This window comes from Haloplanus aerogenes (assembly GCF_003856835.1).
Lineage (GTDB): Archaea > Halobacteriota > Halobacteria > Halobacteriales > Haloferacaceae > Haloplanus > Haloplanus aerogenes.
The window spans coordinates 1344925-1366870 of record NZ_CP034145.1 but is presented as its reverse complement, the minus strand read 5'-3'; the positions used below and the strand labels follow the sequence as shown (position 1 = coordinate 1366870).

At 67.0% G+C, this 21946-nt stretch carries 20 protein-coding genes; 12 read left to right on the top strand and 8 right to left on the bottom strand.

Translation table 11 applies throughout. The features are described 5' to 3' along the window. Positions 1–65: 65 nt before the first annotated feature. The 3 genes from DU502_RS06945 to DU502_RS18855 all read left to right on the top strand — a co-directional run bounded on the left by DU502_RS06945 (position 66) and on the right by DU502_RS18855 (position 2567). Positions 66–821: a GNAT family N-acetyltransferase gene (locus DU502_RS06945; RefSeq protein ID WP_121920714.1), complete on the top strand. Its 756-nt coding sequence runs from the start codon at positions 66–68 to the stop codon at positions 819–821. 97 nt (positions 822–918) lie between these two features. Continuing rightward, on the top strand, positions 919–2442 hold the full coding sequence (locus tag DU502_RS06940) for a sodium:solute symporter family transporter (RefSeq protein WP_121920715.1): 1524 nt from the start codon (positions 919–921) through the stop codon (positions 2440–2442). After that, positions 2439–2567, top strand: a complete 129-nt coding sequence (locus DU502_RS18855) for a hypothetical protein (protein WP_277872147.1) — start codon at positions 2439–2441, stop codon at positions 2565–2567. Before DU502_RS06940 ends, DU502_RS18855 begins: the two co-directional genes overlap by 4 nt. A gap of 9 nt (positions 2568–2576) precedes the next feature. Here DU502_RS18855 and acs read toward each other — a convergent pair whose 3' ends face one another. Continuing rightward, entirely contained in the window at positions 2577–4571 is a 1995-nt protein-coding gene (acs, locus tag DU502_RS06935) for an acetate--CoA ligase (protein WP_121920716.1), read from the bottom strand. Positions 4572–4773: 202 nt separating this feature from the next. Here acs and DU502_RS06930 point away from each other — a divergent pair, with 202 nt between their 5' ends. Further along, positions 4774–6546: a 2-oxoacid:acceptor oxidoreductase subunit alpha gene (locus DU502_RS06930; RefSeq protein WP_121920717.1), complete on the top strand. Its 1773-nt coding sequence runs from the start codon at positions 4774–4776 to the stop codon at positions 6544–6546. Further along, positions 6543–7406: a 2-oxoacid:ferredoxin oxidoreductase subunit beta gene (locus DU502_RS06925; RefSeq protein ID WP_121920718.1), complete on the top strand. Its 864-nt coding sequence runs from the start codon at positions 6543–6545 to the stop codon at positions 7404–7406. The genes DU502_RS06930 and DU502_RS06925 overlap by 4 nt, the downstream gene beginning before the upstream one ends. On the opposite strand, the gene DU502_RS06920 is transcribed toward DU502_RS06925, so the two are convergent. Then, positions 7403–8284 carry a helix-turn-helix transcriptional regulator gene (locus DU502_RS06920; RefSeq protein ID WP_121920719.1) on the bottom strand — a complete coding sequence of 294 codons (882 nt, stop codon included), beginning with the start codon at positions 8282–8284 and terminating at the stop codon, positions 7403–7405. The two genes, DU502_RS06925 and DU502_RS06920, sit on opposite strands and share 4 nt — an antisense overlap. Before the next feature lie 146 nt (positions 8285–8430). Here DU502_RS06920 and DU502_RS06915 point away from each other — a divergent pair, with 146 nt between their 5' ends. Continuing rightward, on the top strand, positions 8431–9831 hold the full coding sequence (locus DU502_RS06915; protein WP_121920720.1) for an FAD-binding oxidoreductase: 1401 nt from the start codon (positions 8431–8433) through the stop codon (positions 9829–9831). 3 nt (positions 9832–9834) lie between these two features. Here DU502_RS06915 and DU502_RS06910 read toward each other — a convergent pair whose 3' ends face one another. Continuing rightward, positions 9835–11445: an SLC13 family permease gene (locus tag DU502_RS06910; protein ID WP_121920721.1), complete on the bottom strand. Its 1611-nt coding sequence runs from the start codon at positions 11443–11445 to the stop codon at positions 9835–9837. 94 nt (positions 11446–11539) lie between these two features. Here DU502_RS06910 and DU502_RS06905 point away from each other — a divergent pair, with 94 nt between their 5' ends. Together DU502_RS06905 and DU502_RS06900 are read left to right on the top strand one after the other, a co-directional pair. Continuing rightward, the gene (locus DU502_RS06905; protein ID WP_121920722.1) at positions 11540–12778 is read left to right on the top strand and encodes a digeranylgeranylglycerophospholipid reductase; all 1239 of its coding nucleotides are present in this window, start codon (positions 11540–11542) and stop codon (positions 12776–12778) included. Positions 12779–12859: 81 nt separating this feature from the next. Continuing rightward, complete coding sequence (locus tag DU502_RS06900) at positions 12860–13642, top strand: aldo/keto reductase (protein WP_121921011.1); 783 nt, start codon at positions 12860–12862, stop codon at positions 13640–13642. Between the two features lie 17 nt (positions 13643–13659). Here the strand turns inward: DU502_RS06900 and DU502_RS06895 are convergent, their stop codons facing one another. The 3 genes from DU502_RS06895 to DU502_RS06885 all read right to left on the bottom strand — a co-directional run bounded on the left by DU502_RS06895 (position 13660) and on the right by DU502_RS06885 (position 16866). Continuing rightward, positions 13660–14787, bottom strand: coding sequence for a DUF373 family protein (locus DU502_RS06895; protein WP_121920723.1), 1128 nt, complete (start codon positions 14785–14787; stop codon positions 13660–13662). 82 nt (positions 14788–14869) lie between these two features. Then, complete coding sequence (sppA, locus tag DU502_RS06890; protein WP_241966810.1) at positions 14870–15877, bottom strand: signal peptide peptidase SppA; 1008 nt, start codon at positions 15875–15877, stop codon at positions 14870–14872. A gap of 65 nt (positions 15878–15942) precedes the next feature. Continuing rightward, a complete protein-coding gene (locus DU502_RS06885; RefSeq protein ID WP_121920724.1) occupies positions 15943–16866 on the bottom strand; it encodes a coiled-coil protein in 924 nt (307 codons plus the stop codon). 348 nt (positions 16867–17214) lie between these two features. Here DU502_RS06885 and DU502_RS18205 point away from each other — a divergent pair, with 348 nt between their 5' ends. Genes DU502_RS18205 through DU502_RS06875 form a run of 3 tightly spaced genes read left to right on the top strand, consistent with a single transcriptional unit; the run spans position 17215 to position 18730 of the window. Next, positions 17215–17370, top strand: a complete 156-nt coding sequence (locus tag DU502_RS18205; protein ID WP_166033648.1) for a hypothetical protein — start codon at positions 17215–17217, stop codon at positions 17368–17370. Between the two features lie 39 nt (positions 17371–17409). Beyond that, a complete protein-coding gene (locus DU502_RS06880) occupies positions 17410–17823 on the top strand; it encodes a DUF371 domain-containing protein (protein ID WP_121920725.1) in 414 nt (137 codons plus the stop codon). 43 nt (positions 17824–17866) lie between these two features. Next, the gene (locus DU502_RS06875) at positions 17867–18730 is read left to right on the top strand and encodes an endonuclease III domain-containing protein (RefSeq protein WP_121920726.1); all 864 of its coding nucleotides are present in this window, start codon (positions 17867–17869) and stop codon (positions 18728–18730) included. 52 nt (positions 18731–18782) lie between these two features. Here the strand turns inward: DU502_RS06875 and DU502_RS06870 are convergent, their stop codons facing one another. Then, positions 18783–19097 (bottom strand): HalOD1 output domain-containing protein, encoded by a 315-nt coding sequence (locus DU502_RS06870; protein WP_121920727.1) that lies wholly within the window; start codon positions 19095–19097, stop codon positions 18783–18785. A 180-nt stretch (positions 19098–19277) separates the two neighbouring features. Beyond that, entirely contained in the window at positions 19278–21203 is a 1926-nt protein-coding gene (locus tag DU502_RS06865) for a beta-CASP ribonuclease aCPSF1 (RefSeq protein ID WP_121920728.1), read from the bottom strand. 253 nt (positions 21204–21456) lie between these two features. Between DU502_RS06865 and DU502_RS06860 the strand changes: the two genes are divergently transcribed. Further along, positions 21457–21942: a hypothetical protein gene (locus DU502_RS06860; protein ID WP_121920729.1), complete on the top strand. Its 486-nt coding sequence runs from the start codon at positions 21457–21459 to the stop codon at positions 21940–21942. Positions 21943–21946: the final 4 nt, after the last annotated feature.

Sequence of the window (21946 nt, the reverse complement as noted above, 5' to 3'; positions counted from 1 at the left end):
GCCCTTGTACGTTCCCCGCGCCTCCACCGCGACCCTTTAAGGAGCGGCACCGCACACTCTCACACATGGACATCCGCGAGGCAACGGCGGCGGATATCGAGGGCATCCGAACGGTCGCCCACGACTCCCTCGCCGCGTCGTACGGACACGCGCTGGAGGACGACATCATCGCACAGGCCGTCGAGCGGTGGTACGACGAGGAGACGCTGACCGACGACCTCGACGACCCGAACACCGAGTTCCTCGTCGCCATCGACGAGGACCGTATCGTCGGCTTCGCCCAGAGCTACGTCGTCGAGCGGCGCGAGACGGTCGGGGAGATCGACTGGCTCCACGTCGAACCGCAGAGCCGCGGCAGCGGGATCGGTGACGGCCTGCTTGCGGCGCTCGAACGTCGCCTGTTGGACCACGGCGTCTCGCGCATCGAGGGGCGCGTCCTCGAAGCCAACGAGGCCGGTGCCGGCTTCTTCGAGCGCGAGAACTTCGAGGCGATCGGCGAGCGCACCGTCGAAATCGGCGGCGAACCCTTCGTCGAGAAACTCTACTCCAAGTTCCCCGAGGCCGGGGGGCGGCAGGTGCTCACCGAGGCCGCGACCCTCCCCGACGGCCGGCAGGTGTACGTCGCCCTCGACGAGAGCGTCCGTGGCTCCAACGGCCCCTTCTACGCCGTCTACCTCGACCGTGACCGGACCGAGCGATACGGCTACCTCTGTGGCAACTGCGACGGCTTCGGCATCTCGATGGACACCATGGGCCGCGTCGTCTGCAAGGACTGCGAGAACCGCCGCAAGCCGACCCGCTGGGACGCCAGCTACCTCTGAGCGGCCCACGCTCGTGATTACCCGGTTATAACACAAACTATTACAACGTCCACCGCGGAGCGACGCACATGCACGCTCGACTCGGAGGTGACCGGCCGTGGTGACGGCGGCGGTACTGCTCGGACTCGTCGGCGTCGTCCTCGTCGCGTTCGCGGCGCTCGGCGCGTGGTACGCACGGGGACGGATCGAAACCGTCGAGGACTACATCACCGCCCGCAACTCGACGGGTGGCGGGGCGCTGACGGCGACCATCGTCGCCTCCAGCATGGGCGCGTGGATCCTGTTCAGCCCGGCGGAGGCGGGGGCGGCGTTCGGCGGCATCACTGCCGTCGCTGGCTACGCCGCGGGGTCGGCGCTCGCGCTCGCCGCCTTCGCCGTCGTCGGGCCGCGCATCCGCGACCTGCTCCCCGAGGGACACAGCCTCACGGAGTACGCCTACGCCCGCTACGGGTCGGCGATGTACGCCTACGTCCTCCTCGTGAGCGTCGCCTACATGTTCGTCTTCCTCGCGGCGGAGTTCACCGGCATCGCGAGTGCGCTCTCGCTGATCGCTGGCGTGCCGGGGTGGCAGACGGCGACTGTCGTCGGCGTCACCGTCCTCGCCTACACCGGCTACGGCGGCCTCCGCGCGAGCATCGTCACTGACACCGTCCAGACGGTGCTCATCCTCCCGCTCCTGATCGTGAGCGTCGTCGTCACCCTCCTCGCACTCGGTGGGACGAACGCCGCCCACGCCGCCGTCGTCGACAACGCCCCGAACCTCCTCGCCGTCGGGTCCCCCAGTGGCCTGGAGTTCGGCGCGTACGTCGTCGTCGCCATCGTCGGCGCGGAGATGCTGAATCAGGCGTGGTGGCAACGCGTCTACGCCGCGAGCGACGAGGAGACGCTCCGGCGCTCCTTCCTCGTCGCCGCCGTCGCGGTGGTCCCAATGATCTTTCTCGCCGGTATCTTCGGCCCCATCGCCGTCGGCCTCGGCCTCGTCGAGGCGCCCGCCGACGCCAGCGTCTCCTTCTTCCTCGTCGTGACCGACGTACTCCCCGATCCGGCCGTCCTCGCGGTGGCCGTCCTCGCCGTCCTCCTCGTCGTCTCCAGCGCCGACACGCTCTTCAACGCCATCGCGAGCGTCGTCACCGTCGACCTGCCACGCGTGGCCGACCTCTCCGACGACCGACTCACGGCCGCGGCGCGCGCGGTGACCGTCCTCGTCGCCGCCGCCGCCACCGTCGTCGGCGCGCAAGGCTACTCCGTGCTCACCCTGTTCCTGCTGGCAGACCTGCTGGCCGCGGCGACGTTCATTCCCCTCCTGTACGGCCTCTACTCGCAGCGGGCGTGGTCCGGGGGCGTCCTCGTCGCGAGCGCCGCGGGCCTCGTCGTCGGCCTCGCCTTTTTCCCGCCAGCGCGGGGCGTCCTCCCGCTCTCGGCGCTGCCCGCCGCCTCCTACTTCGTCTCCTTCCTCGGCGCCGCCGCCGTTTCGACGGGGCTGGCCGTCGTGACCGCGCGACTCGGTAACCGGCGGTACGATCTGGACCGTCTCGGCCGGGACGTGCGTCGTCTCGACGAGGGCGGCAGCGATGCCGACGCGATGGCCGACGGGAGCGGCGGCGGAGGTGAGCGTCGATGACCCTCTCCGCGCTCGGATTCGCCGTGCTGGTCTGGGGATCGCTCGCGCTCGTCGGCGCCATCTTCCTGTACGAACTGCTGGCGGTGTGGCAGGAACGAAAGAGAAACCGCGTGCTCGACCGCTGAGCCGTCCGCTCAGTCGCCGCTGATCTTGCCCTGAATGTCCTCGACGATTTCGGGGTTGCGCAGCGTCGAGGTGTCACCCAGTTCGGCCTCGTTGGCGATGTCTTCCAGCAGGCGCCGCATGATCTTGCCCGAGCGCGTCTTGGGCAGGTCCGGCGAGAAGATGACGCGCTCCGGTCGGGCGATGGGCCCGATGGCGTCCTCGACGCCCTGGATGATGCGCTGGCGGAGGTCGTCGTCCTCGTCGTAGCCCTCCTCGGTGATGACGTAGGCGTAGACAGCCTCGCCTTTCACTTCGTGGTCGCCGCCGACGACGGCCGCTTCCGCGACGCCCTCGACGCCGACGATGGCGGATTCGATCTCCATCGTCCCCAGCCGGTGGCCGGAGACGTTGATCACGTCGTCGACGCGGCCGAGGACGGTGATGTAGCCGTCGTCGTCGATCTTCGCGCCGTCCTCGGGGAAGTAGACCCAGTCGTCCGGGTCGTCGCTGTCCGTGTCGGAGTACTCGGCCCAGTACTCCTCGATGTAGCGCTCGTCGTTCTTGTAGAGCGTGCGGAGCATGCCGGGCCACGGCTTCTGGACGGTGAGATAGCCAGCGCGGCCGGCATCCACCTCGTCGCCGTTGGTGTCGACGATCTGGGCGTCGACGCCGGGGAGCGGCGGGCCGGCGGAGCCGGGTTTCATGTCCTTGACGCCGGGCAGCGTGGTGACCATCATGCCGCCCGTCTCGGTCTGCCACCACGTGTCGACGATGGGGCACTCCTCGTTGCCGATGTGCTTGTAGTACCACTTCCAGGCGCGCGGGTTGATGGGTTCGCCGACCGTCCCCAGCAGACGGAGGCTGGAGAGGTCGTTCCGTTCGGGGTACTCCGAACCCCACTTCATGAACGCGCGGATCGCGGTCGGCGCGGTGTAGAGCTGGTTGGCCTCGTACTCCTCGATGATCTGCCAGAGGCGGTCGCGGTCCGGGTAGTCCGGCGTTCCCTCGTACATCATCGTCGTCGTCCCGAGCGCGAGCGGCCCGTAGACGATGTAGGAGTGGCCCGTGATCCAGCCGATGTCGGCCGAGCAGAAGTAGGTGTCCTCGGGCTTGATGTCGAGGACGGCCTGACTGGTCCACGACGCCCACGCGAGGTAGCCACCCGTGGTGTGCTTGACGCCCTTGGGTTGGCCCGTCGTCCCCGAGGTGTACATCAGGAACAGCATATCCTCGGCGTCGCGCTGGACCGGGGCCACCTCGGCGCCCGCGTGATCCGCGACGAGGTCGGCGTAGGCGTGCTGGTTGTCCGCGAGGTCGTGGCCGAAGCCGTCGCCGTCACGGAGCCGTTCGGCCACGACGACGTCGGACACCTCGTGATCGACGCCCGCGAGGCCCTCGTTGGCCTTCGAGAGGTGGTCGAGCGGGTCGCCGCGGCGGTAGTAGCCGTCACACGTGACCAGATACTCGGAGTCGGCGGCGTTCATGCGGGTCGCCAGCGCGTCCGCGGAGAAGCCCGCGAACACCACGCTGTGCGGAGCGCCGATGCGCGCACACGCCAGCATGGCGATGGGCAGTTCCGGGATCATCGGCATGTACATCGTCACCACGTCGTCCTCGCCGACGCCCATGTCGCGGAGCGCCGCCGCGCACTCGTTGACCTCGCGGTGGAGTTCCTCGTAGGTGAACGAGCGGTCGTCCTCGTCGACCGGCTCCCCGACCCACTCGATCGCCACCTCGTCGCCCCGTTCGTCGAGGTGTCGGTCGAGACAGTTCGCCGACGCGTTCAGCTTGCCGTCCGTGAACCACTTGTAGAACGGCGGATTCGAGTCGTCGAGCACCTGCTCGTACTCCTCGTCCCAGTCGAGGAGTTCGGCCGCCGCCTGCCAGCAGTTGGGCCAGTTCTCCTCGAACTCCTGATAGATATCAGGGTCCGAAACGTTCGCCTGCTCGACGAACGCGTCCGAGGGCTCGAACACTTCCTGCTCCTCGAGGCGCGCCTCCAGTTCGATATCGTCGTCGGACATAACTCAAGATAGACTTTCCAATCATTCGTGATAAACCTACGCCATACGGTATCGTAGCGGTAGGGTCGGTTACATCCGTCGATTTCTGGCAGAGCTGTGCGCCCGATTCGGCGATGTCGACACATCTCGGCCGTCCGTATTTGCGGGAACCCGAAGCATACAGAAGGCTTTTGAGCGGTCCGGCGATAGCTCTCCACACAGTATGCCTGCGGACTTCAACTGGGCGATCGGTGGTGAAGCCGGGGACGGCATCGACTCCACCGGAAAAATCTTCGCTCAGGCGCTTTCGAGGGCCGGTCGGCACGTGTTCACGTCCAAGGACTTCGCGTCGCGTATTCGCGGCGGCTACACGGCGTACAAAGTCCGCACGTCGGTAGAACAGGTACAGAGCGTCGTCGACCGGCTGGACGTGCTCATCGCACTCACCCAGCGCACCATCGACGAGAATCTCGACGAACTCCACGAGGGGAGCGTCATCATCTACGACGGGGAGCGGACGACGATGCAGGACGTGGAGATCCCCGACGAGATGGTCGGTCTCGACGTGCCGCTGAAGAGTCTCGCGGAGGACGCCGGCGGCGCCATCATGCGCAACGTCGTCGCCCTCGGCGCCGCCTGCGCCGTCAGCGACTTCCCCATCGAGAATCTCAACAGCGCCCTCGAGAAGCGCTTCGGCGACAAGGGGTCCGCCATCGTCGAGAACAACATGACCGCCGCCCGCAAGGGCCGGGACTACGTTCACGAACATTACGATCAGGAGTTCGGGTACGATCTGGAGTGTACCGACGAGAACTACGTTCTCCTGAACGGCGACGAGGCCATCGGCATGGGCGCCATCGCCGGCGGCTGTCGGTTCTACGCCGGCTACCCCATCACGCCCGCGACCAACGTGATGGAGTACCTGACGGGCCGGATCGAGCGCTACGGCGGTCACGTCGTCCAGGCGGAGGACGAACTCTCGGCGATCAACATGGCCCTCGGCGCCGCCCGCGCGGGCGCCAGATCCATGACCGCCACGTCCGGCCCCGGTATCGACCTCATGGCCGAGACGTTCGGCCTCGTCGCCACCAGCGAGACGCCGCTGGTCATCTGTAACGTGATGCGCTCCGGCCCGTCGACGGGGATGCCCACCAAACAGGAACAGGGCGACCTGAACGCCATGCTCTACGGCGGTCACGGCGAGGTGCCGCGGTTCGTCCTCGCGCCAACGACCATCGCCGAGTGTTTCCACAAGACCGTCGAGGCGTTCAACCTCGCCGAGAAGTACCAGTTGCCGGTCTACCTGACCGCCGACCTCTCGCTCGCGGTCACGGAACAGACCTACCCGCCAGAGGAGTTCGACATGGACGCCGTCGAAATCGAGCGTGGGAACGTCGTTGACGAGGAGACCGTCGGCGAGTGGCAGGACGATCAGGGACGGTTCAAACCCCACGCCATCACCGAGGACGGCATCAGTCCGCGCGCCTTCCCGGGGACCGAGGGTGGCGTCCACATGTCCACCGGCCTCGAACACGACGAACTCGGGCGCCGGACCGAAGACACCGGCATGCGCGTCCAGCAGGTGGACAAACGGAGCCGAAAGGTCGAGACGGCGAAAGCGCGCGAGCCGTTCGAAGCCCGCGAGTTCGGCGACCCCGATTCCGAGACGCTCGTCATCTCGTGGGGGTCGAACGAGGGGGCGATGCGGGAGGCGATGGTCTTCCTCGAGGAGGACGGCATCGACGTGCGTTTCCTCTCGGTGCCCTACGTCTTCCCGCGTCCGGACCTGACCGACGACGTCGAGGCCGCCGACGAGGTGATCCTCGTCGAGTGTAACGCGACGGGACAGTTCGCCGACCTGATCGAGCACGACACGCTGACGCGGGTGAAACGGCTGAACAAGTACGACGGCGTCCGCTTCAAGGCGGACGAACTCGCCGAGCGGATCGCCGCGATGCTCGCTGGCGACGGCGAAGAAGAGGAGGCCACCGCATGAGCTCAGACGTTCGCTTCACCGACTTCAAATCAGACGCACAGCCGACGTGGTGCCCGGGTTGTGGCGACTTCGGCACTATGAACGGGATGATGAAAGCCCTCGCCGAGACCGGCAACAGCCCCGACGAAACGTTCATCGTCGCCGGCATCGGCTGTTCCGGCAAGATCGGGACGTATATGCGCTCCTACGCCCTCCACGGCGTCCACGGGCGCGCGCTCCCGGTCGGCGCGGGCGTCAAACTCGCCAACCCCGACATCGAGGTGATGGTCGCGGGCGGCGACGGTGACGGCTACTCCATCGGCGCCGGCCACTTCGTCCACGCCGTCCGCCGCAACATCGACATGACCTACGTCGTCATGGACAACCGCATCTACGGCCTGACGAAGGGACAGGCCTCGCCGACCAGCCGCGAGGACTTCGAAACCTCGACGACGCCGGAAGGCCCGCAACAGCCACCGGTCAATCCCCTCGCCCTCGCCTTCGCCGCCAGCGGCACGTTCATCGCACAGTCGTTCTCGACGGACGCCCAGCGCCACGCCGAAATCGTCAAGGAAGCGGTCGAACACGACGGCTTCGGCTTCGTCAACGTGTTCTCCCCCTGCGTGACGTTCAACGACGTCGACACCTACGACTACTTCCGCGACCACATCGTCGACCTCGCGGAGGTGGATCACGATCCGACCGACTACGAGGACGCCCGCTCGCGCATCCTCGACCCCGGGTCGGAGTATCAGGGCGTCCTCTACCGCGACGAGGACTCGGTGCCTTACGAGAAGAAACACGGCGTCGACGCCAACATGTCGGAGATTCCCGACGGCGCTCCCGACGACGCGATGGATCTGGTCCGCGAGTTCTACTAGAGCGGGTCGGAATCCGCTCTGATCGACGCGTAGACGCGTTCCGCCCACTCCCGAGCGATAGGCGAGCCCGTATCGACGAACACCGGCAGCAGTCCCGTCTCCTCGTCGTAGCCGCCGATCCCCACCCGGTCGTCGAAGATGGCGAGACCGTAGGGGAAGTCGTCTCGGGTCCGCAGGGTCAGGTGCCCGCGCTCGACGGCCGTCGTCGCTCGCTCGGGATACGTCTCGAAGAGGGTCTCGACGGTGGCCGGACGGTAGACGAGTTCGGCGTCGACGTCCTCGAACAGGCGTCGGTGAAACTCGCCGAGAGCTGGCGGAACCATCGGCGTCGTGTTGAACCCCCGGAACGTCTCGGATTCGCGGAGCAACGATCGGACGCGTTCGACCGGTCGGTACGGATCGTCCGGTTGCGCGACGGTGACCGTCGCGTCCACGAACGGTTCGACGACGAACTCCTGATGGTCGTCACAGATGCGGTCCAGAAGCGGCGCGAGACGCTCCACCGTGCGGACGTTCGCCTCGAAGCGAAGCACTTCGTCGGCGACGGCCTCGCCGCGTCCGGTCAGTCGGAAGCGACCGTCGACTTTCTCGACGTACTCCCGCTGATCGAGCCACTGGGTCAGTCGATGGCTCGTCGCGCGAGATACGTCGAGACGGGTCTCGATCTCCCGACGATCAAGCGGGCCCTCTCGGAGCGCCTCCAGCACCGGCCCGTGGCGGACGATGTCGCCGAGGAGCGCCGTCTCCACCCGGTCGTCCGCGGCGTCGAGTCGCTGCCCCAGATAGCGGCGGTTCCGCTCGTTCTCCAGCAACGCCTCCAGCACCGGCGATCCGGGCGACACGTCCGCGGCGTCGGCGTCCTCGTCGTGGTCACCCATGTGAATCACCCCCTAGCAAATCGTTGCCACGGCTACTAACTCTATCTCCACGCGCCGAACCACGTCTCACGGCGTGAGACGGCGTTCGCCTCGTCGAACCCATCTCGACGGGTGAGGCCAAGCCCCGTCGCCTCGTTCGATTCGGTATGGCAGCCACACTGACCGACGACCGTCTCGGCCGGTTCGAGGCGGCGTTACACGGCGACGTGATCCGCCCCGACGACGACGTGTACGACGACGCCCGCGCGGTCTGGAACGGGATGATCGACCGGTATCCGGCAGTGATCGCCCGGTGTGCGGGCGTCGCCGACGTGATCGAAGCGGTGACGCTCGCCCGCGAGGCGTCGTGTCCGGTGTCGGTTCGCGGCGGTGGGCACAACGTCTCCGGGAACGCCGTCTGCGACGACGGCCTCGTGATCGACTGCTCGGAGATGACGGCCGTCAGCGTCGACCCGGAGCGACGGACGGCGTGGGTGCAGGCCGGCGCCCGGTGGGCCGACGTGGATCACGAGACGCAGGCGTTCGGGCTGGCGACGCCCGGGGGCGTCGTCTCCGACACCGGTGTCGCGGGGTTGACCCTCGGCGGTGGCATCGGCCACCTCCGCCGAAAGTACGGGCTGAGCTGTGACAACCTTCGGTCGGTCGACGTCGTCACGGCCGAGGGCGAGTTCGTGACCACGAGCGCCGACGAGAACCCGGATCTGTTCTGGGCGCTCCAGGGCGGGGCCGGCGCGTTCGGCGTCGTCACCGCGTTCGAGTTCGACTGCCACCCGGTCGGCCCCGAGGTGGCGACCTGCCTCGTGTTCTATCCGGGCGACCGGGCGAAAGACTGCCTGCGCGCGTACCGCGAGTTCGTCGCGACGGCGCCGGACGAGGTCAGCACCCTCACCTCGACCGGCGTGATGTACGATCCCGACCTGTTTCCGGCCGCGGTGGTCGACGACTGCAAGTTCGCCGTCATGGGCTGTTACGCGGGGCCGCCGTCGGCGGGCGAGCGAGCGCTGGCTCCGCTTCGAGAGCTAGCCGACCCCATCGTCGACTACAGCGAGGTGCGACGGTACGCCGACTTCCAGCGTATCCTCGACGACGACTACCCCGAAGGGATGCGCTACTACTGGAAGTCGCTCTACCTCGACGGCCTGCCCGAGTCGGCTATCGACCGCATCGCGTACTGGGCCGAGGCGGCGCCGTCGCCGCTCTCGACGGTCGACGTGTGGCATCTCGGCGGCGAAATCGAGCGAGTCGACGCCGACGACAGCGCCTTCGCCGGGCGCCATGCGCCCTTCCTCCTCGGCGTCGAAGCGAACTGGGAGGACCCCGCGGCCGACGACGACAACGTCGCGTGGGTGCGGGACTGTCTCGACGACATGCGCCAGTTCTCCGACGGAGCGACGTATCTCAACTTCCCCGGCTTCTTCGAGGAGGGCGAGGCGATGCGCCGAACGACCTTCGGGTCGGCGTACGAGCGACTGGTCGAGGTGGAGGAGTCGTACGATCCGGCGGGGGTGTTCGGTCGGCAGGGGAGTCGAGCGGCGGGGAGCGAGTGACGCCTACGCCAATACCACCGGCCAGACGAACCGGAGCAACAGGGTGAGCACGCCCGTCGCGAGGAGGATCACCACGGCGTCGAGCGGCAGGCCCGCCCGGAGCATGTCGTCTTTGTCCATGTAGCCCGCGCCGTAGGCGATGGCGTTCGGCGGCGTCGCCACCGGGAGCGCGAAGCCGTAACTCGCGGCGACGGCGCCGACGAGGGCGAGGAAGGCGGCCGCCGTCGTCGTCGACGTACCCAGTACGTCGGCGTATGCGGGGCCGATGCCCACTAGCAGGGGGGCGAGGATGGCTGCCATCGCCGTGTTCGACGCGAGTTCGCCCACGACGACCACGAGCGTCACGACGACGAGGACGACGACGGGGAGCGGTGCAGGGCCGAGGGCACCGAGCGTCACCGACGCCAGCCACTCCGTCGCACCGGTGGCGACGAGCGCGTTGGCGAGCGAGATGCCGCCCCCGAGAAGGACGAGCGTCCTCCAGTCGATGTCGAGCAGGTCGTCCCACGCCGCGGCGTCCGTGACGACTAGCGCGACGACGGCCGCCAGCCCCACCACCACGTAGTAGAGGAGACCCTCGTGCCCCGTCGTGCCGAAGACGGAGACGCCCGCGCCGCCGAACAGGGTGGTGTAGACGGCGGTTGGGAGGTACGGTTCGAAGAGGAAGCCGAGGCCACCGAGGAGCCAGAGTGCCGCCGTGACGGCGAAGATGAGGACGGTCCGGCGAGCGTCGGCGTCCAGCTCGCCGGCCGCCGCGAGGCTCCGACGGGCGCTCTCGCGGGCGTCGCTCACGTCGCCAACCTGTGGCGGGTAGACGACGAACGTCAGGAGCACCCACGCGACGGGGAGGGTGACCACGACCATGGGCAGGCCGACGAGCAACCAGTCGAGGAAGGAGACGTGGTAGTCGAGGAGTTCGCGCAACTGCCCCACGACGATGGCGTTCGGAGGCGTCCCGACGAGGGTGCCGACGCCGCCGAGGCTGGCGGCGTAGGCGACGCCGAGGAGCATGGCGAGTTGGAAGTTCGAGGGATCGGTGTCGAGGGTCGCGGCGTGGGGTGACACGCCGGCAGCAGCGTCGGCGTCGCCGTCCCTCTCACCCGCGCCCGCACCGTCGTCGACCGCCCACACGTCCGTCACCTCCCCCACGAGGCCGACGGCGATGGGGACCATCATCGCCGTCGTCGCGGTGTTGGAGATGACCATCGAGAGGAAGGCGGTGACGACCATGACCGCGAGGACGAGTCGGCGCGGCGAGGTGCCGAGTCGCAGGAGGACGTGGTAGGCGACCCGTCGGTCGACGCCGTGGCTCTGGAGCGCCTCGGCCAGCACGAACCCGGCGAGCAGGAGGAAGACGACGGGGTCGGCGAAGCCGGTGACGGCGTCGGCGAAGTCGGTGACGACGCCGAACACGGTGAGGAGAACGGGAATCGCGAGCGCGGTCAGGGAGAGCGGAATCGCACCCGTGAGCCAGAGAACGGCGGCGAAGACGGTGACGCCGAGGGCGTAGCCGGCAGCGGGGGAGAGGGCAGCGACGGGACCGGCGGCGACGCCGACGGCGAGGGCGCTTGCCAGGGCAAGGACGAACACGGCGGCGCCGCGTGCTCCGGTCATCGTTGCATCGAATCGCAACGCGTCGCCGAGCCCCAAGAGTCTGTCTTCGTCCCGGTTCAGCAAGACTGATTACGCTCACCCGGTAGGGAAAGATATGTCCGACCGTTTCGACGTGATCGTCGCCGGCGCGGGGCCCGCCGGAGCCCAGTGCGCCCGCGACCTCGCTCAGCGGGGGTACGACGTCGTCGTCCTCGAAGCGGAAGCGGAAGAGGACTTCCCCCGCCAGAGCAACAAGTCTACCGCCGGCACCTTCCCCTCCATGATGGCCTCCTTCGGCGTGCCGGACGAGGTGGTGATGAACTACACCAACGACGTGGTGTTGGAGTCACCGAACGACCACTACGTCCAGCACCAGCCCGGTGCCGTTCTGGAGTTCGCGGACTTCAAGCGGTGGCTGGTCGAGGAGGGCCGAGCGGAGGGCGCGACCTACCGGTTCGACGCCCGCGCGAACGCGCCGATCATGGAGGACGATCAGATCGCCGGCGTCCGCTACGCGGGCGCCGAGGAAGTGTACGCCGACATCGTCGTCGACGCGACGGGGCCGGCGGCACCGCTCGCGAAGAAACTGGGAGTGAGCGACCTGCAACGCGATCATCAGGCCATCGGCGTCGAGTGGGAGATGGAAGGCGTCACGGTCGACCACCCCGACTACGCCGACCTCAGCAACGCGATGATGCTCCGGCTGGATCACGACTACGCCCCCGGCGGCTACTCGTGGATCTTCCACACCGGCGGCGACACCGCGAAGGTCGGCCTCTGTTACATCCAGAACGAGAGCCACGAGCAGTACGGCCGCGAGGGGACGAGCATCGACGACTACCTCCATCACTGGCTGGCGACCGATCCGCGCTTTGCCGACGCCGAGCGCATCAGCGACAAACAGCAACACCGCGGCTCGGCGCACATCCAGATGCCCGGCAAACTCGTCACGGACGGCTTCATGGCCATCGGCGACACGGTACCGACCATCGACCCGCTCTGGGGCGAAGGCATCCACAAGGGGATGAAGTCGGGGCGGATGGCCGCCATCACTGCCGACCGGTGTTTCACGAACGGCGATCCCGACACCTCGGCGGAGGCGATGTCGGTCTACAGCAAACTCTGGCACAGCAAGGTCGCTCCCCGGATGCGCGAACGGTTGCTGATGACGGAACTCCTCTATCTCGCACCCAACGAGCGCTACGACACGCTGATGGCGGATCTGCGCGAGGCCGACAGCGACCTGCTGGCGAAGGCCAACGCCGGCAACGTGCAGGCGATGCTCCGCCTCCTCCACCTCCGCGACGTGCCCCTGCTCGCGAAGTTCGCGCGGGAACAGTGGAACAAGCGGTAACCGGCACGAACCGGCCCTTTCGCAACGCCTTTTGGCGTCTCGTGTCTCGTTCGGACTATGTCTCAGTCCCCGATCGACGAGATGCCGAGCCTCGGTATCGGCACGTGGCAGAACACGGATCCGGAAGCGTGTGCGAACGCCGTGGCGACGGCGCTGGAGATGGGGTATCGCCACGTCGACACCGCGCAGGCGTACGACAACGAGGCGTCGGTCGGCGAGGGTCTGGCACGGGCGGACGTGCCCCGCGAAGACGTGTTCCTCGCGACGAAAGTCTGGATCGACGAACTGGCGTACGACGACGTACTGGCCACGACCCAGGAGAGTCTGGAGAAACTCGGCGTCGACTACGTCGACCTCCTCTACGTCCACTGGCCCGCGCGCGAGTACGACCCCGAAGACACCCTCGCCGCCTTCGACGAACTCTACGACGAAGGGCTGATCGAGCGGATCGGCATCAGCAACTTCGAACCCGACCAGGTGGACGAGGCCATCGAGACGGCCGACGCGCCCATCTTCGCCAACCAGATCGAATGTCACCCGCTGCTCCCACAGGAGGAACTGCGCGCCCACTGTGCCGACCGCGACGTGGAGGTGGTGGCGTACTCACCGCTGGCCCGCGGCGAGGTGTTCGACGTCCCGGAGATTCAGGAGGTGGCCGAGAAACACGGCGTCAGCGAGGCACAGGTGTCGCTCGCGTGGCTCCGGGAGAAAGGCGTCACAGCTATCCCGAAGGCGACGAGCGAGGGCCACATCCGCGACAACTGGGAGTCGCTGACGCTCGACCTCGACGACGACGACGTGGCGACGATCGACGGTATCGAGCGCCGCGAACGCGAGGTCGACCCCGGCTTCGCCCCCTGGTGATACCGTCGGCAGTATACCTACGGATCGACCGCGTCGGGGTCGGTCTCTGACTCGTCGTCCGGGTAGTCGTGCGAAACTTTCGCGGCCACCTGGACGCCGACCAGCGAGACGACGATGGCCGACACCACGAAGAGGGCGAGTCGCTCCGTCGGCTGGATCGTGACCTCGAACAGTTGGAGATGCGGCAGGACGTTCTCGCGTTCGAGGAAGTAGCCGGCGAACCCGCGGACGACGAGTCCGAGGGCGACGACGCCGAAGGGAAGGTTCAGATAGGGCCGCGGGATACGATCCGCTTCGATGAGTTCGTCGAGCAGTCGACCGGCACTCGCAGTGAGCGCCGCCAGCGCCAGCCACGGGATGCTACTGTAGAAAAACTGCATGACGGTGACGAGGATGACGCCGTCGGAGACGGGCGAGACGGCGAGGCCACCGAGGAAGATGCCGACGAGTGCGAGGCCACCCGCGACGGCGTAGGTGACGACCGACACCTGCCCGGAGTAGAGCGCGTCCCGAATCTGGTCGGGTAAGCGCGCGAGGTAGACATCGATAGCCAGCCCCTTGTACAGCACCGCCGCGCCGAGCAGCGAGGCGAGGCCGGCGAGCGCCACGCCGAGCGAGAAGCGAATCAGCAACACCGGCAGGAGCAGCAGGCCGATTCCCAGCGGTACGAGGACGGTCGACCGGAGTTCCTCGTCGGCCAGGAACTGCTTGAGGAGGTAGTACGTCGACTCGATGTCGCGGGCCTGCCGGACGACCACGCGGTCGACGGAGTCGACGGGCAGCCGACTCTCGATGATGGGGACCAGCCGCTCGTCGTCGGCACTATCGGTGACGATGATCGTCGAGTCGGGAGCGTGCTGATCGAGGAGGGCGTCGACCTGCGCGGCGACCGACCGGTCGGCGTCGACGGGGGAGTCGCCGGAGCCGGAGACGACGGCGACGATGGCCTCCTCGCCGTCGCTCCGGAGGTCGCGGGTGACCCGGAGCGCTTCGAGCAGGCAGTTCACCGTCGAGTCCTCGGGGTCTGCCAGCCCGACCTCCGTCACCAGCGACCGCACCGCGTCCCACCCATCGACTGGCATCGACACGCCGACGGTCCGGCCGATGTCGTCGGCTCGGTCGACGCACAGCACCAGCGTAGTCACGCTCGTGAGAACTATCCACGGGAATAAATATTCCCCGGCGAACGGCTCGTCCGGCGGTCGTCGAGCAGTCGCGTCGAACCGCTCAGTACCGAAGCCGGAAGTCGTGGTCGTCGTCGACGAAGACGCTCGCGGCGCCGGCACCGGCCGCGTAGGCGACGGCCGTCGCGCCGCCGCGAAGGCGAGCCGCTAGCCCCTTCTCCGGTTCGAACTCGCGGACCGACACCTCGGCGTCGAGCAGGTCCTCGACGTGCGCCTCGACGGCCGAGCGATCCCCGATATCGTCGACCAGCCCCAGTTCGTGTGCCTCGTCGCCGAGGTAGACGCGAGCCTCCGTGTCGCGGACGGCCGCGGGCTCCATGTCGCGCCCCTCGGCCACTCGCTCCACGAAGTCGTCGTAGAAGCCGTCGATGATGCCCTGCAGGTACTCGCGTTCGTCCTCGGAGAGGTCTTTCAGCGGCATCCCGGCGTCCTTGTACTTGCCGGCGGCGAAGCGCTCGTAGGAGATGCCTAGCTCCTCGGCCAGTTCCGAGACGTTCACCCGGGAACCGATGACGCCGATACTGCCGACGATGCTCCCGCGGCGCGCCCAGAGTTCGTCACAGCCGCTCGCGATCCAGTAGCCGCCGCTGGCGCAGACGTCGGTGGCGTACGCGACGGTCGGGCCGTCGAAGTCGGCCGCGGCGTTCCGGATGTCGTCGCTGGGGACGACCTGTCCACCGGGCGTGTCGAGTTTTACTAACAGGGCGTCGACGACGTCGTCCTCGTCGGCGCGTTCAATCTGTTCGACCACGTCGTCGGCGGTGGCGCCGAGGGCGCCGCCGGGGATCGGCCCGGGCGTCGAGCCATCGCGGGTGATCGGCCCCTCGACGGCGACTTCCGCCACGTTGTAGTCGGGATACGCCGAGTCGGCGTAGTCCCGCGCGGCGCGCGATCCGAGGATCACGACGCCGATAGTCACCAGCACGCCGAGGAGCTCAGCCAGCGATCCCGGTACGACCACGAAGATCACGATGCCGAAGACGGCCGCGAGCAGTCCACCTCCGACGACGATTCCGAATCGAGCGAGGTCGTTGTCGCCGTCCTCACTCACACTCGATCACCATACCCGTCGCTGGGAGGCGGATTAGCATAAAAACACGTGCGTCGTCGGCCGGTCTACAGGAGCCCCGTCTTCTGGAGCTTCATCAGGTCCTCGGTGTCGAGGGTCTCGCCTTCCTTGAACTTCTGGTAGATCTCTTCGGCCTCTTCCTTGGCGGCCTCGCGTTCGGCCTCGCGCTCGTCCTGCTGTTCCTGCTCCTCTTCCTTGTCGAGTTCGCGCAGGCGCTTCTGGACGCGGACGAAGTCCTCGTGGTGGCGGTCGGCCGCTTCCTGGGCTTCGACGAAGAGTTCGTGCATCTCGTCGGCCTTGTCACGGATCTCGTCGGCCTCGCGATAGGCCTCGATCATCTGGTTGTGATGTTCCTGGGCCTTGTCCGCGAGTTCCGTGACCTTCTGGTGGTGCTGGGACGCTTCGGAGCGGACCTCCTCGGCCTCCTCGACGAGTTCGTCGAGTTCGCTCGCGTCGTCGAGTTTTTCCTTGCGCTGCTGGTACTCCTCGCGCTTCTCCTCGATTTTCTCGATGAGTTCGCGCTCGTCCTCGGCGCTCAGGACTTCGGTCTGCTGCCGAAATTCGAGCTGCTCGATCTCCTCTTCGAGCTCTTCAAGATCCTTGCCGTCGCCGAGTTCGAGGTCCTGTTTCATCTCCTCGACCTCGTCGAAGAGCTCGTTGGCCTTCGCGTTGAGCTCGTTCCGGCTCTCCTTGTGCTCCTGAACTTTCTCGTTGAGTTCGTCCCGCTTCTCGCGGTGTTCCTGCGCCTCGTCGACCTTCTCGCGCGTCTCGGCGTTCAGGTCGTCGCGCTTGGAGGCTCGCTCCGACGCCATCTGGTTGAGTTCGTTGCGTCGGTCACGAAGCTGGCCCGCGAGTTTGATGAGCTGTCCCTTCGAGTCGTTTTCGAGCTGTTCGTCGGTGAGGTCGACATTGTTCTCGCCTTTGAGGGGAGCAACGTCGAATTCGTTGAGTACTTCTTCTGTTGTTACCATTGTTGAAACCTCGATACCACCGCTCCGTGCGTAGTGGCGGCTAAGCGTAGTGCGACCGGCCGTGTATAAGAATTCCCGATCATTCTGCGTGCGATGCCGCCAAAGCGCCGGAGGCGCGTTGGTACTACCGAATACAGTAGACATGCACATAAATACTTCGGTGGGCGAACCACTGCGAAACGGTACCAAGGACCCCGATAACGGCCGTGTGAAGGGTTCACACCTTTGGGAGACAGTATATAAACGAACATGCGTCAATTGGCTATCAATACGCACGCCGCGGCACCACTTTCACTTTCACTCCGGGGTTGGCACGGGTTCATGTCGGTCGGACGACGATGGGAAGGTATGCTCGAAAACCTCACCTGCACGTGCGAGGCGGCCGGGTGTGACCGTCCGCTGGACGAGGGCACCCTCATGCTTGCGATGCGAACCGAGGCGGGCGAGCGGCGCGCCTACGAGTGTGCCTGCGGTGCGGTGACGGTAACCGTCGCCCGGTCGTAAATCGGCACCGCTATCGGAGCCCGGTGGCGAGGCCCCTGCATGGAAGAGGTCGTTCACGCGCACGGCCACGAACACGTCGCCGCGACTCACGAGAGCACGTTCGAAGTGACGACTGACGACTGGTTGACGCCAGCCGGCGACTGCATCGTCGGCATCGAGGCCGACCGCGCCCCCACGGACTTCGACGATGACTTCGTCGCCGCCTGTCGCGACCCCGGGGCGACGATCACGCTGACGCTCGAAACCGCTGACGTGAGCCAACAGGTCCGTGCCCGCGGTCACCCCGACCTCACCTTCGAGAGCGACCGGAGCGCCGTCGTCCGCACCAGTACGTACGTCGACGACCGGACCGTCGCCGTCGGCGCCGATGCCGCCGCGGCCGACCTCGACCGCGACCTCGTCGACGCGCTCGCCGACGGCGCGGCTCTCACGGTCACGCTGTCCGTGGAGTGAGCGGGACGCCGCGCTTTTGTCCATTCTCTCCCAACCGCCGCCCATGCCCGACGAACCCGCGGAGAACGTCAGTGGCGGCACGGACGGGGGCGGCGTCGAGGCTCGCTTTGCGACCGGCTCGCCGGACACCCGGGCCGAAGCCGTCGTCGACGCCCTCGGTGGCCTCTACTGGCAGAAGGCGTACGGCGGGCGCGAGGCCTTCCCCTGTCTGGTCCGTACGATCCTGAGCCAGAACACGAGCGACACCGCCAGCCAGCCGGCCTTCGACGCCTTGCTGGAGCGATACGACGGTGGCGAGGACCCACGGTCCTCGGGCAATCGGCCGGAGGCCGACGACAGCCGGACACAGTCCGGCGACGGCGGGGATCTGGCGGCGACGCTCGCGGCCGCCGACCGCGAGACGCTCGCCGACACCATCGCGTCCGCGGGCCTGTACAACCAGAAATCGCGCGTCATCGTCGAGGCCGCCGAGGAGATCGTCGCCGACTTCGGCGGCGCCGCGGCGTTCCACGACTTCGTCCGCGAGGGCGACCCCTCCGAGGTGCGTGATCGCCTCCTCGACATCCACGGCGTCGGCCCGAAGACGGCCGACTGCGTCCTCCTCTTCGCGGGCGGCCGCGACGGTGTCTTCCCCGTCGACACCCACGTCCACCGCATCGCTCGCCGGATGGGGTTGGCGCCACCCGACGCCGACCACGAGGGCGTGCGCGAGGCACTGGAAGCGTCGGTGCCGAGCGAGAAATGTGGCTTCGGCCACACGGCCACGATCCAGTTCGGACGGGAATACTGCACGGCTCGGAAACCAGCCTGTCTCGACGGTCCCGAGGCGTGTCCGCTCTACGAGTTGTGTGACCGCGTGGGTGTCGACGCGAACGAGAAGGTGGTCGTCGACCCCGCCAAGTGGTAGTACTGTAACTAGTCCGCGCCGGCGATCGGGTGGCGGACCGACGACGGAGCCATCACTCGTCGTGCGACGGGGGGCAAATCTCGACGATGCCGTGTCCGTAGACGGTCACGACGTGATCGAGATAGTGGAATTCGAGGGCACGGTCCTCGGCGCCGTCCGCCCCTTTCACCAGCCGGTCGATGGCCATCGGATCGACCGTGTCGACCAGCGGATCGAGTTCCGTCGGTGGGGTGTCGCAGACGCTCGCCATCGCTTCGATGATCGCCATGCTCGGTGCGATGGCGTCGTCGTCGAACCGCGCCAGATACGTCTCGGCGTCCGCATCGTAGCTGACCGAAACGACATCGTCCTGTGGTAAGTTACTCACGCACGTTCGCCTCCACGACTTGAGGGCCGAGCGGAACGGCCGGTCCCGTCCGAGTCCATAGCAGGGGGACGCAGTGGACTGTGATGGATTTTTCGCAAATTATCGCCGATTTGGGACGCCAAAAGTGAAAGACCGTTGTACAATTGCGTCGTCGACGACCCCCGTGGCCGGGGTGGGTGATTACTTGAACCGGAACGTCTCCAGATTCTTCGGCGCGAACGTCCGCATGTTGTAGTCGTGGTAGAGCGCCGAGGAGAGGTCCTGCACGGAGCGTTCGTCACCGTGGACACAGAGTACCTTCTCGGGGCGGGGGTTCATCGTCTTGACGAAGTTCTCGAGGCCCTGCCGGTCGGCGTGACCGGAGAAGCCGTCGACGGTTTCGACGTCCATCTTCAGCGAGAGGGTGTTGCCGCGCCCGCCGCGGCCGTTGCCGCGGTCGTTCATCGGAATCTCGTCCCAGCCGTTCTGGATGCGGCGGCCGAGCGTTCCCTGTGCCTGGTACCCGACGAAGACGAGCGTCGAGTCCGGGTCGGGACCGAGGTGGCGGAGCCACGACATGATCGGCCCGCCGGTGACCATCCCGGAGGTAGAGAGGATGATCGCCGGGTCGCCGTCCGCGACCTCCTGGCGTTCATCCTCGCCGGCGTCGATGTGGTTGAACTCCTCCGCGAGGAAGGGGTTCTCGTCCTCGTGGAAGATGCGGTCGCGGAGGTCGTCACGGAGATACTCGGGATAGGTGGTGTGGATGGCCGTCGCCTCCCAGATCATCCCGTCGAGGTGGACGGGCATTCGCGGAATCTTCCCGGAGCGCATCGCCTCCTCGAGTACGAGCATGATCTCCTGTGAGCGCCCGACGGCGAACGCCGGGATGACGACCTTGCCACCGTTCTCGTGGGTGTCGCTGATGATATCCAGCAGGTTTCGCTCGGAGTCCTCCTGGTCGGTCTGGTAGTCGTTGCGCCCGCCGTAGGTGGATTCGAGGACGAGCGTCTCGACCCGCGGGAAGTCGTTGACGGCACCGTTGAAGAGTCGCGTGTCCTCGTAGTGAATGTCGCCCGAGAAGGCGACGTTGTAGAGGCCGTCGCCGATGTGGAAGTGGGAGACGGCGGAGCCGAGGATGTGGCCGGCGTTGTGGAACGTGAGCTTCACGTCCGGCGCGATGTCGGTCACGTCGCCGTACTCGAGGGGGACGGTGTGTTTGATCGCCTCGCGGACCATCTCGCTCTCGTAGGGCGGCGTCCGACCCTCTTTGGCGGCCACGTCGAGGTAGTCGAGCGTGAGCAGGCCCATCAGGTCGCGCGTCGGTTCCGTACAGTAGATGGGACCGTCGTAGCCGTACTTGAACAGGAGCGGGATGAGCGCGGAGTGGTCGAGGTGGGCGTGCGTCAGAACGACGGCGTCGATGGAGTTGAGCGGAGCGGCCTCCGGCACCTGGAGGTAGGGTACCTCGCCTTCGGCGCCGGGTTTGTCGCCACAGTCGATGAGGATGCGCGTCTCCGCGGTAGAGAGGATGAAGCTCGCGCGCCCGACCTCGCGGCAACAGCCGAGCGTCGTGATGCGGACCCACTGCTCGTCGGCCATCTCCTCGCGGTGGATCTGCCGGCCCACGCGTTCGAGGATGTCGCGGCGCTCCTCGCGTTCCTGTTTGAGGAAGTTGCGGACGTTCGAGACGGTGGAGGATTCGATGGGCGGCGTCCGGACCACCTCGGGCGTCCAGCCGATAGCCTTCGTGATCTCGCGGAGCGTCGACCCGTGACGGCCGATGACCATACCCGGTTTCTCGGCTTCGATGACGACTTCGCCGGTGTCGACGTGGAAATCCAGATCGGTGACGCCGGCGTCGTCGGGGATGACCTCCCGAATCTTCTCACGGGCCTCCGTCACGTCCATCAACACGTCGGGGTCGGGACGGACCGTGATCCGTTTGCGGAGTTTGCTCGCCAGTTTGCGAATCAGGTCGCCGTTGCTGGCGAAGTCCTTCGGATCGCGCGTGTAGACGACCAGTTCCGGGCCCTCGTATTTCACGTCCGACACCGAGATGCCGGGCGGTAGCTCGTCTTCGATCTCTGCTTTCAGGTCCTCGAGTTGCTTGTCTACGGAGCTCATATGTGCCGGTGGAGAGCCCTCCGTACGGTCGTTCTCGATTGGATCCCGGACGTGTTGACCGGGGGAGTCGATGATATCGACTGCCGACGGTCGTGCGTCACTGTCGTGCCGTGTGGGAGCATAGGTGAACGGCCCTGTACGGGAGGTGCTCGACTGCGGGAAGAGGCAGCGAAAACCCGCTTGAGTCACCCTATCAGGCCAGTATTATAAAAGCCTTCGCAAAATCGAAGGCGCTGGGAAGCGGACGGCGCGTATGGAACTCACCCCGGCGGCGGTCGAGGCGGAGTACGAGTGGGTGCGCGACCGGGCGCCCGTCGTGGTCCCGCTGATCAACGAGACGCGCGACCGACTGGGCGATTGCTTCGGCGTCGAAGTCGGCACGGTGAGCGAGGACGCTTACCGTGACGAGGTCACGGTCGTCTTCGCGGACGGCGCTCGCGCGGTCAATGTCGCCGGCTACGTCGCCCTCCTCCGTGATCTCGACGTGACCGCGGACTACCCGGGGTTCGTCGTCGACGAGGTGCTCGGTCGGGAACTCGCCGCGACCGTCGCGGGCGGTCAGCCCTTCTCCCTCCTCGCGCAGGCGACGTTCCACATCGCGGACGTGATGACCCACACCGAGGGCGTCGCGGGCGCGGACGACCTCGACGCCGCCCTCGCGGCGGGCTTCCAGACTCGGTTGCCGGGATGGGCCTGGACCGAGCGGGAGAGCCCGTTCGCCGTCGAGCGGGACGATTAACTGG